Below are 15,597 nucleotides of genomic sequence, written 5' to 3' on the forward strand. Positions count from 1 at the left end.
AAAAACATAGACCGATTCACTTAAATTGCTACATGTAAATGTTTTTGGTAATAGTCAACCCTAGTCCACAAAAATGATAACATCTCTATTTTGTACGAAAGAAAAAAGAATAATCAATTCATCTTTATTGTTATTCTTTAATAAATCAGAAACTCCCCCCCAAAAGTCTAGTGGCAAGCCCGTAAGATATAACAGACTAATGATGGAGGGATAAAAAATAATGAAAAAAAGTAAATGGCTAAAAACGATGTCAGCTTCTGCATTAATCGTTTCATTAGCTTTACCAACTACGATTTTCGCAGAAGAAGATGAGAAGGATATTGAGGTCGTTGAACTTGACTTAAGCGCTGAACAAGAAACAATTAACCTCGAGCAAGATTTGTTTTATTACTTACACGCAATGTTTGACCAATTAAAGTTAGCTTTATCAGATGACCAAGTAGAAAGAGCAAACATTTTAGTTGGTATTAGTGAAGAAGCGATTTCGAAGGCGCAATTGTTGTTAGAAGAAGGAAATGAAGAGGCTGCTAGTGTTTTATTAAATAAGGCGGCTGAAGCAATAAAAAGTGCAGATGAACTAGCAGATAACAAGGAAGAGGAAGAAAATACGGACGGGGAAACAATTTCAGATATTGAAGATCCAATTGAAATAATTGTACTTGATCCTCCTCCAGTTCAGGAAGAAGAGGAAGAACAGGAAGAATATGATCTGGAAAGTAAAATTGGTCAAAACGTTATTGCGTTAACACTTGCTTTAGAAAAAGTTGGCAATCCAAATGCAAAAGCAGCACTGGAACGTAATATTGCAAAATCACTTAAAAGATTGGAAGCGAAGTATGGCAATATTGACGAATTAAAAGCAAAACTTGCCGAGCTTAATGCATCTGATGAAGAGACAGAAGTAGAGGAAGAAGAAGTAGAAGAAACAGAACAAACAGATATGAGTATGGAAAAGGAAGAAACATCTGTAATAGCGAAAGATGACCCTGATCGAGATAGCAATGACAATAAAGGAAACAATGGTAAAAAGCTGGGCCATAACAAGAATGGTGACTTTCCTGGTAAAGGAAAAGGTTTAGAAAAATTTAAATAATAGTGAATCGAAAGCCTAATTTAACGGTAGTTAAATTAGGCTTTTTAAATATTTAAAAAGTGGTACAAACGTGCAAGAGAACAGAAGACAAAATCCATATATATAGTTAATAAGCACAAGTAAAAGTGAACGTTTATTGAACATTTTTTAAGGGTAATAAATATAATATAAAAATATTCTGAAAATTTATTGCATTAATGACCATTTTCTAAGATAATGGAAAAAAGGGAACAAGGGGGTATGCTCCGTGAAAAAACAAAAAACATCATATATTCTAGTCAAATATAGAAATTGTTCTCCTCAGCCATTCGTAGCAAAGAAAGAAATTCCATTTGAAATTAAGTTAGCAGCCCGTTTAGCTTTAGATGAGATTATTTACAATGGCAATAAAGCAAGACTTGAATCAAAAATTAATGAAGCAATTGATATGAACAATCGGGAAAAGTTTGAACAATTAAGCAAACATTATGAACCGTATACTTGGGAGTAAGTGAGTAATTAAATAAATGTGTAGAAAGAAATCCTTTTGTCTATTTATAGGCAAAAGGATTTTTTTGTGATCCCAATTTTTTTTCATCCTTTGAAAGAGGAATTTTGTCTAACTTTGAAGAATGTGAACAGTAGTATTTATCTTTTATTGGTATGGAGGGCGGAGTATGACAGAAGAACAATCATTTAAGAGGGATCATTTAACGAAAAAGCAAAATAGAACGTTGATTCAAATACTAACTTTTGGTGTTTTGTTAGGGCTAGGGGCGGAGGCAGTTGTAGGTGCTCCACTTATGAATATGATTGCTCTAGGTGGAGTAGGTTTTTTGATGTTAGGACTAGCCACCATTTTATATAAAAAGAATATCGGGCCACAATTTATTCCTTATATAGCAATTATTGGAGTAGCAGTTGTTGCAGTGATTATTATTCACTCCTCTCCTTATGTAACCAATATGCTGTTTGCTTTTTTCTTACTTGGAGTGGCAGCGGTTTCATTATCTATTAGAGTTTTAACAACAGGTGCTTTCTTTGGAATAGGTGTACTTGCTTATTTTGTCATCGAAAAAGGTGAAGCATTAGGGTTTAATAGTCGAACGATTGTAATGACAATGGTCTTTTTTGTTTTAGTATACATCGTGCTCTATATTCAAGTACAAATGGCAAAAAGTTTATTGGAGAATGTTAATGAGTCATTGGATAAATCAAATGCATTATTAGAAGAAAGAAACCAACAAAGTACTAAGATTCGAGAAACAGCAAGTGTTGTTAATAATCTTATACAAAAAATTCATGACGATAGTAAAAACCAGTCACGAGCAATGACTGAAATGAGTCAATCCTTTAATGAGGTAGGGAGTGCGGCTGACTCACAAGTGGAGGCAGTATCTGACATAACAAAATTATCAAGCCAATCAAACGAAAGAATACAACAATTAATGGATTCCTTTAAAGTGTTGGCTCAAGCGGGAGAAAAAGTTTATCATTCTTCCAGTCAAGGAGAAGAATCGTTAAACGATTTAAAAATTACGATTGAAGGATTCCAAGAGTCGTTTATTAGTATGCAAGTTAAGATGGAAAATTTGGCCGCAAAAATTAGTGAATCAACCAGTTTTACTAGTCAAATACAACAAATTGCAGAACAAACAAATTTATTGGCTTTAAACGCAAGCATCGAGGCAGCAAGAGCAGGCGATTCAGGAAGAGGCTTTGCAGTAGTTGCTGATGAAATCCGAAAGCTGGCAGAAGTATCAAATAGAACAGCACAACAAATTGATTCTATTTTAAAAAATGTAGAAGGCGATGCAAAAGATACGCAATCTGAAGTGAAGGTAAACAACAATAAATTAAAAGAAAGTATTACGATTACAAATGAGGTAACCCATTCACTTAAAGGAATTGGTGAAAATATTAGTTCCTTTATTTCACAATTAAATACCTTTGGTGATGAAGCAGAATTTATTAAAAAGTCTTCAGAAGGAATAGATTTATCTGTTAATGAGTTAGCTTCTCTTATTGAGGAATCTACTGCTACGATGGAACAAATGCGGGCTACTGTAGAAGAACATCTTGTACGCCAAGGCTTACTTTTACAGTCGGTAAACGAGACGAATGATGTGATTAGTCGATTAGAGGGTCAACAGAAAAGTATCTCCTAAACTGCTTTACATTAAGAATAGGCAAAAAAATCCTTTGATAGCTTTCTTTTAAGCATGATATAGTGGATATACAGAACAGATTGACTAGAGAGGATTTTTATAAATGAAGAAGAAGTACTATTTACTGTTAGCACTTATCATGCTTCTTATCATATCAGCTTGTAGTAATAACGAAGAAACAAAAAAAGAGGCCCAAAACAATCCAGATAAAGAACAAGATATAGAAGAAAAAGAAGTTCCAGACATAAACGAACCAGAAGAACCAGAGGAACCAGTAGAGGAGCCTTCAGAACCAGTTACTAATCCTGAAATAGAAGAAGTGAGGGATGAAGATGGGAATGTTATTATATCTAATCCCACGGACGTTCATCTTGTTGTTAATAAACAAAGAAGACTCCCTGATGGTTTCAAACCCGAGGATTTAGTCGTACCTAATGTGCCATTTTCATTTGATGGTTGGAACGAAAAAAAGCAAATACGAGAAATTGCTGCTAAGCCATTAGAAGAGTTGTTTGCTGCTGCAAAAGATGCTAGTGTAGATCTTGTTGCCGTTTCTGGTTTTCGATCTTTTGAAAGACAAAAAACGATTTATAATTATAACGTAGAAACGAATGGTCTTGAGCATGCCAAAATGTACTCAGCACAACCAGGTCATAGCGAACATCAGACTGGCTTATCAATGGATGTTTCATCTGTAGCCGTGTCATTCAATTTAGTGGAAGATTTTAGACAAACAGAAGAAGGCGAATAGTTAGCTAACCACGCTCATGAATATGGATTTATTGTACGTTATCCTAAAGGTAAAGAAGAGATAACAGGCTATAGCTATGAGCCTTGGCATATTCGCTATGTCGGCATAGAAACGGCAACGGAAATATTTGAGCAACAACTTACTTTAGAAGAGTATTTCGGTTTAATGGAATAGAGAATGGAAAGGGTAACCCAGATGGGTTGCCCTTATTTAATTGCTTAGGAAATTATAAGATAAGTTAGTTGCACACGGGAGCCACGTCTCGCTCCAGCACCTACCCCCTCGGGACATAAGTCAATCCCTTCTGTGGCAAAAACCTCCACGGCAGGTCTTGTCTTATGCCTGCCTTATGCTGAGCAAGGCGCTTGTGCTTTGTTCTTTATAGTTAAGTTTTTGTAAACGCTTAAATATTTTAACAATTTTGTTAACTTTTTTGCTATGCTTTAGAAAATACATAAAGGAAAGAGTGGTGTGCCAATGGATAAAAAGTTAACAAGAAGCTGGATGCTCTATGATTGGGCAAATTCTGCATTTGCTACAACGATTATGGCTGCTGTGTTACCTGTATTTTACGCGAAGTATTATGCAGCAGACTTACCAGAAAATGTCGCAACAAGCTATTGGGGTTATACACAATCTATTGCTGTATTAATTGTTGCTGTTTTGGCACCGATTTTGGGAGCTATTAGTGATTACTCCGCATCAAAAAAGCAGTTTTTGAAATTTTTCGCATATATGGGTATGCTAGCAAGTGTTTTGTTTGCTTTTGTTGGTGAAGGGGGCTATTTATTGGCTTCCATTATCATGATTGTAGGTACAATTGGTTATTCAGGTGGGAATATCTTTTATGATGCGTTTCTACCTGAAATAGCAAAAGGGAAACAAATTGATAGAGTATCTACGTCTGGTTATGCGTTTGGTTACATAGGTGGGGGGATTTTACTAGCAATTAACTTATTGTTAATCATGCGATGGGAAATGTTTGGGTTTTCTAGTGAAGTGGCAGCAACAAAAATATCCGTAGCTTCAGTAGGACTTTGGTGGTTTATATTTTCTATTCCATTTTTTAAAAATGTGAAAGAGAGTAAAAAGGTTAATCAAAAACGAGAACACTCCTATGCTGTAATTGGATTTAAAAGGGTTGGCAATACATTTCGCACAATCAAACAATATAAACAATTATTAATTTTTTTAATCGCGTTTTGGATGTACAATGATGGCATTTCAACCATTATTAAAATGGCTACAGTATATGGGAATGAAATCGGAATAGGCACGAATGATTTAATAGCAGCATTGCTGATTACTCAATTTGTTGGTATTCCGTTTACTTTTCTGTTTGGTTGGCTTGCTGAAAAGATGAAAGCGAAGTCTGCTTTGATCATAGCTTTATGGTTTTACGTCGGCATTGTTATTTTAGGATATTTCATGACTACTGCACTACATTTTTATTTATTGGCAATGTGTGTAGGCTTTGTGCAAGGGGGAGCCCAAGCATTAAGTCGATCCATTTATAGTAGATTAATTCCTGAAAATAAACATGCTGAGTTTTTTGGATTTTACGGTATTTCGGCGAAGTTTTCGGCAATTGTTGGTCCGTTTGTCTTTTCCACTGTTGGTTTATTAGCTGGATCTAGTCGTCTCGGAATTTTAGCTCTCGTACTATTTTTTATCATTGGGATTATTCTTCTTCATTTTGTCAATATTGAAAAAGGAGAAAAAGAGGCGAAAGCTGCAACAAATGTACTGGATAAAGTAGAAATCACAAAAGCCTAGCAATGATGCTAGGCTTGGTTTTTAGGACCTATATTATTTCTTTAAACAATTGGATCACAATACCGCAGTTCTAAATTTTCATCTAAATGCTTACCGGTGTCATAGGAAATATTACTGATAAGTTGTTCTAGTTTTTCCATATTTGCTTCATTCGGGTATTCCCAATAAGCAACTACAGCTGTTAATATCTCGATTCCTTCTTTTCTGGCTTGTTCATATAGTTCTAAAAAGCTATGCTGTTGAGGCTCGTTAGTAGATGGGTGATACCAAGTAGATAATTCGTCATTCAGAAAGTCCTTCTGTGTTTTTAATGGCTGATGTGAATAGGACGAAATCATGGAGGAAAGTAGCCGATTTTTCCAACCATATGGATCGAATAAAATTTTCAAGGCACGCTTCATATCACGATAAGATTCCTGAATATATTCTTCTGTTACATCCGCAATTTCTTCCCCAAAATAGTTCTCTATATTGTGATGAAGTAAATCTGCAATTTCTTTATCTAATGTTGGCCCGACATCAATTTCTTTATAGACAGGAACTTTCCAAGTGTCTGCGTTTCGAAATCTATTCATCATTATCGTATCGATAATCACCTCAAGCTTTTGGTGATCACTTCCTTTGTATCCGGCTCTATAATGTATATAAGGATGAGTATTTCGATCCAAAATATGATGTGTCACAAACCCAAGTACATATGCTTTTGTATTATTTGATTTATTTAGACTATTTTTTATTAAATCAAGTAAGAAGAATCCACAATATTGTTGATGAATGACGCTACCGATGTTATTTACTCGCTCATCTTTATTCCATGGCCAGAAATTATGGTAAAAAAAAGGGTCAGGACCTTGAGCACCTAAATTAAAGTAAACCTGTGCATCTTGGGAATATATAGGATCTTCAATTGAGTCTAAAATTTCCTCACAAAACATAATGTGCGTCCAAATATTCGGCATTCCTACTCCCTCCAATATGGTTTCTATTTCCATTATAAAGGAAATAGAAAATGGTTGACTAGGAATGTCTGACATTTTTATGTACAAGGAGAAAATTAGCATAGAAAAGTAGGCATTTTTCTAAACATTTGGTATTGTAAAAGGTGAGGAATTTTTAGAACTTTAAATCTAAGGCTTTTGTCATTTAGATATGGCGTTAGCTAATTTTTCTAATCATGTTGTTACTTTAAAGGAGGATTTCCATGGATTATCGCATTGAAAAAGATACGTTGGGTGAAGTAAAGGTTCCAGCTGACAAGTATTGGGGAGCTCAAACACAAAGAAGTAAAGAGAACTTTCCAATCGGTAACGAGAAAATGCCACGTGAAATTGTAAGTGCTTTCGCGATACTGAAAAAAAGCGCAGCAGTTGCAAATGAAGAGCTAGGACTCTTAGAAAAAGAAAAAGCAGAAGCTATTACATATGCCGCAGATCAAATTGTGGCTGGAAATTTAGATGAACATTTTCCTTTAGTTGTTTGGCAAACAGGAAGCGGTACACAGTCCAACATGAATGTTAATGAAGTAATGGCATATGTAGGGAATAAATGGTTAGAGGAAAAGGGTAGTGAACTTCGGTTACACCCTAATGATGATGTAAACAAATCACAAAGCTCTAACGATACGTATCCAACAGCTATGCACATTGCTGCAGTGATAAAGTTAGAAGATACTGTTTTACCTGCTATTAAAGTTTTAAAGAATACCCTACAGGAGAAAGCAGAAGCTTTTAAAGATATCGTGAAAATTGGACGTACTCATCTACAGGATGCTACTCCCTTAACATTAGGACAAGAAATTAGCGGATGGCACCGCATGCTTGAAAAATCGGAAGGTATGATTTCCGGTAGTTTATCCTATATTCGTGAATTGGCATTAGGTGGCACTGCAGTTGGAACAGGAATTAATGCACATCCAGACTTCGCTGAAAAAGTGGCAGGTTATATAAGCAAATTTACAAATAAGGAATTTGTAACAGCTCCTAATAAATTTCATGCTTTAACAAGTCATGATGAATTAGTCTATGCTCACGGTGCGTTAAAAGCACTTGCTGCAGATCTAATGAAAATTGCAAATGATGTACGATGGTTAGCAAGTGGTCCACGTTCTGGTTTAGGGGAAATTATTATTCCGGCTAATGAGCCAGGAAGTTCTATTATGCCAGGTAAAGTCAACCCTACACAAAGTGAAGCGGTGACAATGGTCGTTACACAAGTAATGGGTAATGATGCGGCAATTGGTTTTGCTGCTAGCCAAGGTAATTTTGAATTAAATGTATTTAAGCCTGTTATTGCTTATAATTTCCTACAATCAAGTCAATTACTAGCTGACAGTATCGTGTCATTTAATGACCGTTGTGCAGTCGGCATCGAACCTGATGAAGCAAAGATTACGGAGCATTTAAATAATTCTTTAATGCTCGTTACTGCACTGAATCCTTATATCGGTTATGAAAAAGCAGCAAAAATTGCTAAGAATGCACATGAAAAAGGAATTACTTTAAAAGAATCTGCAATCGAAACAGGTATTTTAACAGAAGAGCAATTCGACCAGTATATTGATCCAAAAGAGATGACAAAGCCAAAAGCTTAATTTTTTATAAGGGCTAATGCAAAAATTCGTTATTATAACGATTATTGCGTTAGCCTTTGCTTTTTTCTTATATCCATTTTTAGATGGTACTAACCTTAAAAATCATTTCAAAGCTAGGTGCTAACCAGCCACTTCGGCAGAATACTTCGCTTCCCGCGGGCACGGCCTCGGCCTCCTCGCGGAAAAGCACCGCTGCGGGGACTTCAGACACGTGCTGGCCCGCAGGAGTCGAAAGCGCGTATTTTTCCGCGGCGCTGGTACCACTCAATTTGTACAGAAGGGCTCACATACATTAAATTACTTCGCAGTTTAAGTGAAAATAGTAATAATCTATGCGGAAAATCCTTTATAAATTAGCAACTGGAAAATTTAATCATGTCCCCATAAAAATTACCAATAAAAAATACTCATATGATTGGCCTTCCCTGCTCACAATAATTAACACAGGAGGAGGTGATATAACATGGCTAACAACAACAGCAACAACAGTAACCAATTAGTAGTACCTGGTGCAGAGCAAGCAATCAACCAAATGAAAACGGAGATTGCTCAAGAGTTTGGTGTTAATCTAGGTGCCGATACTACTTCTCGTGCTAATGGTTCAGTTGGTGGAGAAATCACTAAACGTCTTGTAACTTTCGCTCAACAACAAATGGGTGGAGGACAATCCCAATAATAAAATATTAAATGGATATAGGGAGGAATCTTTTATGATTCCTCCTTTTACATAATGATGTGTAAGGAGTGAATCAGTGTGCATGTCTGTCCTCTTTGTAACGGCTTAAAAGTTTTACAAAAAAATTGTCAATCTTGTCAGCAAGAGATGGACGATAATGGTAGACTAATCGATTTTTTTGATGATTATAGTCCATATTTAGAAGACGAAGATGCAAAGCTCGTAGATGGATATATGAATTCTAAAAAAGAACACATTTGTGTCCATGTATTCCACTGTCACTCCTGCCATACAGAAGAAAAAGTGGAAATTAAAGAGCAAAATTGGTTATAAGCTTTTGAAAAACGCTGTTGACTACAAGTCAACAGCATTTTTTATACTACTCTTCTTCCTCTGTCCGTGCTTGTCTTGCATCGGGCCAATCTTCCCCTTGCTTCGGAAGTTTTCGTGCTTCTTCTATTTGTACGCGGTTGTAGTCTTTTCCTACTGTACCTCCAGCCATTCCTTCGTTAATCATGCGATCTACGTCATTATCGTATTTTGTTCTACTATCTAAAAACTTTCCTTCTTTATTTGGATCTGGCATGTAATCCCTCCTTAAAGCTATGTTTATTTTTTGTAATGGGCTAACTTCTATTCGTATCGTTTTGTTTATAAAAGAAATTTGTACTATACTTTTAAAAGAGAAATTGGAGAGAGGTTAGTCTAATATGGAAGTATTATTCGTGATTTTATTTATGATCATTATTGGAGCGGTAATCGGTGGTTTAACAAACTCCCTAGCGATAAAAATGTTGTTTAGGCCTTATGAGGCAAAATATATTGGTACATTTAAAATCCCATTCACACCTGGTTTGATTCCAAAAAGGCAATCTGAATTAGCAGAGCAAATGGGAAAAACGGTTGTTGAGCATCTTTTAACACCTGAGGGAATCAGAAGGAAAATCCAAAACGATCTGTTCTATGAGCAGTCTTTACTATGGTTAAAAGATGCGTTACAGTCTTTTGTGGAAAAGGATATTACGGTAGAGGATATCGTAAAAAAATTGAATTTACAGTGGGATGAAACAGCAGTTAAATATGTTTCTGAACAGTTTTTAATGAGTAAATTAACGGACTGGATGTCTGATCATAGACACCATTCCCTTAAGAGTATACTCCCGGATGATTTAATAAACAAAGGAGAAGAATATATTCCTCAAATCGGTAGTTATGCTCTACATAAAATTGACGGTTATCTTTCTAGTGATCAAGGAAAGGAAAAAATAGGTGAAGTAGCAGAGAAATTTTTAGGAGGTCGTGGTTTTTTCGGGAATATGATTTCCTCCTTTTTAGGAGGGGATGGGTTAGCTGATAAAATCCAACCAGCACTATCACAATACTTACGTTCTAATGAAGCAAAAGATTTAGTCATAGGTTTGTTAAAAGTAGAATGGGACAAGCTGTTACAAAAGGAAATAAAGGATTTCGAACCTTTTCTAGATAAAATGCATATAAAGGAAAGGTTAGTAAAACAAGCAATTGCTCAAATTCCATTTGAATCCATGCTTCAAACAAAAATGTATTCTCTTTACAGTAAATATGCCATTATCTTAAATGAAAAAGTTATTCCGACTATCGTTCAGTCGATTCAATCTTATTTAACGGAAAAGATTGAGGTGTTTATGCATAGATTAAATTTACAAGACATTGTAAAAGAAGAAGTAGAAAATTTTGATGTGAAGCGTTTAGAATCCATGGTATTAGGAATTTCAAAGCGTGAACTGAAAATGATTACTTATTTAGGTGCTGTACTTGGTGGAGTAATTGGTTTTGTGCAAGGGCTTGTCGTATTATTGATTAGCTAGTTAGAGTTATGCCTATACACGGCAGGGAATGTTTGTTACAGTGTAAAGGACGTTTATTGGGAAAATAACAGAGGAGGTATATATAATGCCAAATTTATATGATTTAGCTTATGATCTTGAAAAGGGTCTAAGAGAAAGTGCAGAATTTCAAGGGTTGAAACAAGCTTATGATGCGGTTATGGCTGATGAAGCTGCAAAGCAGATGTTTGATAATTTCCGTCAAACGCAAATTGTCTTACAACAAAAACAAATGCAAGGGGAAGAAATTACGGAAGAAGAAATTGAACAAGCCCGTAAAACAGTAGAACTTGTTCAACAACATCCGCAAATTTCCAAACTAATGGAACAAGAACAACACCTTAACACAGTAATTAATGATGTTAGTCGTATCATTACAAAACCATTGGAAGAATTGTATAGCGAAAACAGCTAAATAGAAAAATGTAAGGAGAAATCTTTAGATTTTTCTTATACTGTTTTATCGTGCAAATGAAAAACCACCTATATTGGTGGTTTTTTTGATTCGTGTAAAAAAAATTCTATATAATGGCTTGCTTATCGATGAAATAAAACGAGACGACCTTCCGTTACACAACGGTGGGTATGGTTTTCATATCCTTTTTCTTCCAGTAATTTTGTCCCTTTTTCTTTTGCTTCTTGGTCATTATTTGCTTCAAACGATTCATCTAAAAGAGTCTTTCCATCCTTTTCAAATACCGTTAACGTATATGATTTCATGTTGATTCCCTCCTATTCTGACTCACACTTTATTTTAATTCTTACTTTCATGTAAATATTCCTGCAAAATATTGTTAAAAATTGAAACTTTCTCTATAATATTCTCGTATGCACATAGGGTGATACGAGAGGGGAGAGAGAAATATGGCTTTAATACTAGATAAAGTAACAAAGAGATTTGGTTCATTTACCGCAGTAGATGAATTGTCTCTTGAAATTCCCGAAAGTCAGATGTTTGGTTTTCTTGGTGCTAATGGAGCGGGTAAAACGACTACGTTCCGTATGATATTAGGATTACTTGAAAAATCAGAGGGTTCTATTACGTGGAATGGAGAATCAATTAGCTATAATAAAAGTCATTTGATTGGATATTTACCGGAAGAAAGAGGGTTATATCCTAAACAAAAAGTAGAAGATCAATTGGTATATCTTGGTCGTTTACGAGGGATGAACAAAGGTGAAGCACTAGAGCAACTTGATTATTGGTTAGACCGTTTTAAAGTTCCTGAATATAAAGGGAAAAAGGTAGAGGAACTTTCAAAAGGGAACCAGCAAAAAATTCAATTTATTACTGCTGTTTTACATAAGCCAAAGCTACTTATTTTAGATGAGCCATTTTCTGGTCTAGATCCAGTAAATGTTGAAATGCTGAAGGAAGCTGTTGTTGATTTAAAGGAGAGCGGTACATCAATCGTATTTTCCTCACATCGTATGGAACATGTAGAAGAACTTTGTGAGCATCTTTGTATTATGCACCATGGGAAGCCTGTAGTTCATGGTGGTCTTCGCCAAATTAAGCGTGACTTTGGGAAGAAAAATGTTATGCTACGAGCTGACTTTGACCTATCCTTCTTAAAGAATGTTCCGGGAGTTACACGTTTTCGAAAATTTTCTGAGGGCTGTGAATTACAAATAGAAAACGAAGATATTTCACAAAAAATCTTTGAAGCAATACAAGGCAAAGGCTTTGTTCGAACTTTCGGTTTAGAAGAGCCTTCTCTAAATGATATTTTTATTGAGAAAGTAGGTGCTTCCTATGAATAAGTTCGGCACTATTCTCCGATATACGTATTTTAGTCATTTGAAAAGTAAATCGTTTATTATTATGACCGCTATTACGTTGTTATTAATCCTTGGTTTAACAAATTTTAATAACATCTTGAATATATTTGGTGCTGGCGATGAGGGTGAAGGCGATAAAATTGCTGTTTTAGATGAGTCCAATACGATATTTGCCCCTCTTCAACAAAGTTTTACGGCTTTTGATGAAGATACAGAATTAGTCCAACATACAGGTTCAGAGGAAGAAGCAAAAGCTGCTGTAAAAGAAGGTGAATTTGAAGCGTTTGTTCATGTAGCTTTGGATGAGGAAAACATTCCAACAGCAACTTTATATGCGATGGAAGTATCTAATTCTGGACTTGTAAATCAAATACAGCAAGCGCTAAGTCAAGTGAAGATAGGTTTAATCGCTCAACAAGCTAACTTAGATCAAGAGACAATGCAGGAAATGTTCTTACCTGTTGATGTTAATAGTGTTGCATTGCAGGAAAGTGCAAAGACGGAAGAAGAATTAAGCCAAGCACGTGGTCTTGTATACTTCATGTTGTTTTTAATTTATTTTGCTGTATTAGTATACGGTAATATGATTGCAAGTGAAGTAGCAATAGAAAAGTCATCCCGTGTAATGGAAATTATTATTTCAAGCGTCTCACCAATTACCCAAATGTTTGCCAAGATTATTGGGATTGCATTACTTGGGCTTACACAATTTTCGTTAATCATTCTAATAGGATATACTTCTCTAAAAATGAATCAAAGTGAGCTTGTGGGAGGTATGTTTGAATACTTTGGACTAAGCGAAGTCCCAATTAGCACATTTGTGTATGCGATCGTATTCTTTATTTTAGGATATTTACTTTATGCGATGCTTGCAGCGATGTTAGGTTCTTTAGTTAGTCGGATTGAAGATGTGCAACAAACCATTACTCCAATGGTCTTGTTAGTCGTTGCAGCCTTTATGATTGCGATGTTTGGATTAAATGATCCAGATTCTACGTTTGTTACAATAACATCCTTTATCCCATTTTTCACACCAATTATCATGTTTATGCGAGTAGGAATGTTAGATGTTCCATTGTGGGAAGTAGGAATTTCTATCGGTATTTTAATGTTAACCATCTATATTTTTGCGAGTATTAGTGCTCGTGTATATAAAGGTGGAGTTCTCATGTATGGACGCACTTCTTCACTTAAAGATATTAAAAAAGCGATACAGTTAACGAAAAAAGGCTAAAAGCACACAAAACACGTGGATTCCTAAATGGATTCACGTGTTTTTTTAAAAAAATCCTTAGTTCGTGACATTTTTTATTTTGTGGTCTACAATAATTATCACAAGTCGTTTTTTGGAAAAAGAGGTGTAATTTGTGTATTTGGAGATTATGTGGGGGATGTTGGGAGTTGGTCTCGTTATCTTTGTCCTTTTTTTGTATGCCATTTTAAAAGACAAGATCCTTACATCTTGGTGGATGAAAAAAAGACGGTTAAAGTTGATTATCAAGCATAAGAAATTTGAAAAAATTCAATATGTAGAAGCAGCACCGGATAAAGGAGTTAACTTTCCATTATCAATCAAGGAAGTGGAGGGTTTTGTGGAAAAAGCCCGTAATGAGCGACCAACTGCAGTGGAAGGGATTGAGACCATTAGGTTATGGAATAGACCCGAATCACTACGCCTTAGCATTTACGGAGCTTATCATTCCTATAAATCACACCGTTCCAACAAAGGAGCTATTATCGATATATACCCCTTGAAAAAAGAGGGAGAGTTTTACCGAATGTACCTTTATTTAAAAGAACTAGAAGTGAAGTTCCCTGTAACAGATGACATTAAGGACAGACCTTATATTCTTCTAACGAAGGAGCAGGCCAAAAAAGAGCTACTGCACACCCTCGGTCATGAACTTGGACATAGCTTAATCTACAATCTTGAAAAAAGGCTGCACGGAGAAGATATTGAACGTCAATGTGATTTGTGGGCCCAGCGTTTAGGCGGGGAGACTTTAACATATGAAGAGTGGAAAAAATTTATTGTTTATCAGGATGGAATGGAAATAGGCACATTGGAACAAGTGGTATAAGTTTGTAAAAGAAAAAGGAGAAGAAAAATGCGTGAATCCTTCATCGTATATATAAAATGGCCTGGGAAATTGGAAGGTTATAAAAAGTGGCCAGTTACCCTTTTTGGAAATGACGATCATACTTATCACCAACTACATACGCTGGAAGAAGTTCGAAATTGGCTAAAGAAAAACAATAAAATTTACTTTTCAGTACAAGTGGATTCTTATCAACAGATCTTAACATCCCAAATCTTAACGGTGATAGGGCCTATTCCCATCACGGAGCGGGAAACAATTCCAATACAAGATGTGTACACATTAAAGGAAGCAGCATTGCGATGGGGCTTAAGTGACGGGAGTACAATTAGAAAGGCTATTGAGCGGAATAAATTCGAGAATCATGAAGTGAAAAAGTCTGAATCCACTTGGCTTATTACGACTGATGGAATGATGCGTTTATATGGACCAAAAAACGAAGAATCGCTTCCCAGCCTTATTGTTAATAAAATGTATTATAATGAAGAAACTGGTAAATTCCAAACAGAACGTAAGGTATAAATGGATTCATAAACTATTTAATCATTATGTTCTTTAACGGATGCATGCGTTTAACTATGAATAGTAAGAACACATGAGAGGGGAACTTGGAAATCCAAGCCCCTTTTTTGTTGCTAAGGAAATTGTGAAATGTTGGACTTGTGGATAAGTTAGTTGCACGGGGGAGCCACGTCTAGCTCCAGCACCTACCCCCTCGGGACATAAGTTAATCCCTTCTGTGGCAGAAAACCGCCACGGCAGGTCTTGTCTTATGTCTGTCGGGGGTGTGCAAGGTACTTACGCTTTTGTTCTAATAA

16 protein-coding genes and 1 pseudogene are annotated in these 15,597 nt (G+C 35.7%); 14 read left to right on the plus strand and 3 right to left on the minus strand.

Going from position 1 to position 15,597, the window contains the following annotated elements:
- Window positions 1-220: 220 nt before the first annotated feature.
- The 5 genes and pseudogenes from HNQ94_RS15410 to HNQ94_RS15430 all read left to right on the plus strand — a co-directional run bounded on the left by HNQ94_RS15410 (window position 221) and on the right by HNQ94_RS15430 (window position 5,767).
- Complete coding sequence (locus HNQ94_RS15410) at window positions 221-1,093, plus strand: DUF5667 domain-containing protein (protein ID WP_174497146.1); 873 nt, start codon at window positions 221-223, stop codon at window positions 1,091-1,093.
- A gap of 247 nt (window positions 1,094-1,340) precedes the next feature.
- Window positions 1,341-1,583: an IDEAL domain-containing protein gene (locus HNQ94_RS19760; protein ID WP_174497147.1), complete on the plus strand. Its 243-nt coding sequence runs from the start codon at window positions 1,341-1,343 to the stop codon at window positions 1,581-1,583.
- 166 nt (window positions 1,584-1,749) lie between these two features.
- A complete protein-coding gene (locus HNQ94_RS15420) occupies window positions 1,750-3,240 on the plus strand; it encodes a methyl-accepting chemotaxis protein (RefSeq protein ID WP_174497148.1) in 1,491 nt (496 codons plus the stop codon).
- A gap of 139 nt (window positions 3,241-3,379) precedes the next feature.
- Window positions 3,380-4,165 (plus strand): annotated as a pseudogene (locus tag HNQ94_RS15425) (M15 family metallopeptidase).
- A gap of 303 nt (window positions 4,166-4,468) precedes the next feature.
- Window positions 4,469-5,767, plus strand: coding sequence for an MFS transporter (locus tag HNQ94_RS15430; RefSeq protein ID WP_174497149.1), 1,299 nt, complete (start codon window positions 4,469-4,471; stop codon window positions 5,765-5,767).
- Window positions 5,768-5,808: 41 nt separating this feature from the next.
- Here the strand turns inward: HNQ94_RS15430 and HNQ94_RS15435 are convergent, their stop codons facing one another.
- Window positions 5,809-6,726: a zinc dependent phospholipase C family protein gene (locus HNQ94_RS15435; protein ID WP_174497150.1), complete on the minus strand. Its 918-nt coding sequence runs from the start codon at window positions 6,724-6,726 to the stop codon at window positions 5,809-5,811.
- A 242-nt stretch (window positions 6,727-6,968) separates the two neighbouring features.
- Here HNQ94_RS15435 and fumC point away from each other — a divergent pair, with 242 nt between their 5' ends.
- The 3 genes from fumC to HNQ94_RS15450 all read left to right on the plus strand — a co-directional run bounded on the left by fumC (window position 6,969) and on the right by HNQ94_RS15450 (window position 9,366).
- Window positions 6,969-8,357: a class II fumarate hydratase gene (gene fumC, locus HNQ94_RS15440; RefSeq protein ID WP_174497151.1), complete on the plus strand. Its 1,389-nt coding sequence runs from the start codon at window positions 6,969-6,971 to the stop codon at window positions 8,355-8,357.
- A 463-nt stretch (window positions 8,358-8,820) separates the two neighbouring features.
- Window positions 8,821-9,033: an alpha/beta-type small acid-soluble spore protein gene (locus HNQ94_RS15445; protein WP_174497152.1), complete on the plus strand. Its 213-nt coding sequence runs from the start codon at window positions 8,821-8,823 to the stop codon at window positions 9,031-9,033.
- A 78-nt stretch (window positions 9,034-9,111) separates the two neighbouring features.
- Window positions 9,112-9,366, plus strand: a complete 255-nt coding sequence (locus HNQ94_RS15450; protein WP_174497153.1) for a hypothetical protein — start codon at window positions 9,112-9,114, stop codon at window positions 9,364-9,366.
- A 46-nt stretch (window positions 9,367-9,412) separates the two neighbouring features.
- Here HNQ94_RS15450 and HNQ94_RS15455 read toward each other — a convergent pair whose 3' ends face one another.
- Entirely contained in the window at window positions 9,413-9,619 is a 207-nt protein-coding gene (locus HNQ94_RS15455) for a hypothetical protein (protein ID WP_174497154.1), read from the minus strand.
- Between the two features lie 124 nt (window positions 9,620-9,743).
- Here HNQ94_RS15455 and HNQ94_RS15460 point away from each other — a divergent pair, with 124 nt between their 5' ends.
- Together HNQ94_RS15460 and HNQ94_RS15465 are read left to right on the plus strand one after the other, a co-directional pair.
- On the plus strand, window positions 9,744-10,880 hold the full coding sequence (locus HNQ94_RS15460; protein WP_174497155.1) for a DUF445 domain-containing protein: 1,137 nt from the start codon (window positions 9,744-9,746) through the stop codon (window positions 10,878-10,880).
- 85 nt (window positions 10,881-10,965) lie between these two features.
- Complete coding sequence (locus HNQ94_RS15465) at window positions 10,966-11,313, plus strand: YlbF/YmcA family competence regulator (RefSeq protein ID WP_174497156.1); 348 nt, start codon at window positions 10,966-10,968, stop codon at window positions 11,311-11,313.
- A gap of 122 nt (window positions 11,314-11,435) precedes the next feature.
- Here the strand turns inward: HNQ94_RS15465 and HNQ94_RS15470 are convergent, their stop codons facing one another.
- Window positions 11,436-11,618: a YhzD family protein gene (locus tag HNQ94_RS15470; protein ID WP_174497157.1), complete on the minus strand. Its 183-nt coding sequence runs from the start codon at window positions 11,616-11,618 to the stop codon at window positions 11,436-11,438.
- A gap of 144 nt (window positions 11,619-11,762) precedes the next feature.
- Between HNQ94_RS15470 and HNQ94_RS15475 the strand changes: the two genes are divergently transcribed.
- From HNQ94_RS15475 to HNQ94_RS15490, 4 genes are all read left to right on the plus strand, one after another.
- On the plus strand, window positions 11,763-12,662 hold the full coding sequence (locus HNQ94_RS15475) for an ABC transporter ATP-binding protein (RefSeq protein WP_174497158.1): 900 nt from the start codon (window positions 11,763-11,765) through the stop codon (window positions 12,660-12,662).
- A complete protein-coding gene (locus HNQ94_RS15480) occupies window positions 12,655-13,914 on the plus strand; it encodes an ABC transporter permease (protein WP_174497159.1) in 1,260 nt (419 codons plus the stop codon). Before HNQ94_RS15475 ends, HNQ94_RS15480 begins: the two co-directional genes overlap by 8 nt.
- Before the next feature lie 133 nt (window positions 13,915-14,047).
- Entirely contained in the window at window positions 14,048-14,761 is a 714-nt protein-coding gene (locus HNQ94_RS15485) for a hypothetical protein (protein WP_174497160.1), read from the plus strand.
- Window positions 14,762-14,788: 27 nt separating this feature from the next.
- Window positions 14,789-15,301, plus strand: a complete 513-nt coding sequence (locus HNQ94_RS15490) for a helix-turn-helix domain-containing protein (protein WP_174497161.1) — start codon at window positions 14,789-14,791, stop codon at window positions 15,299-15,301.
- Window positions 15,302-15,597 lie beyond the last annotated feature (296 nt).

Source organism: Salirhabdus euzebyi (assembly GCF_014207435.1).
In the GTDB taxonomy this organism is placed as follows: Bacteria; Bacillota; Bacilli; order Bacillales; family Alkalibacillaceae; genus Salirhabdus; species Salirhabdus euzebyi.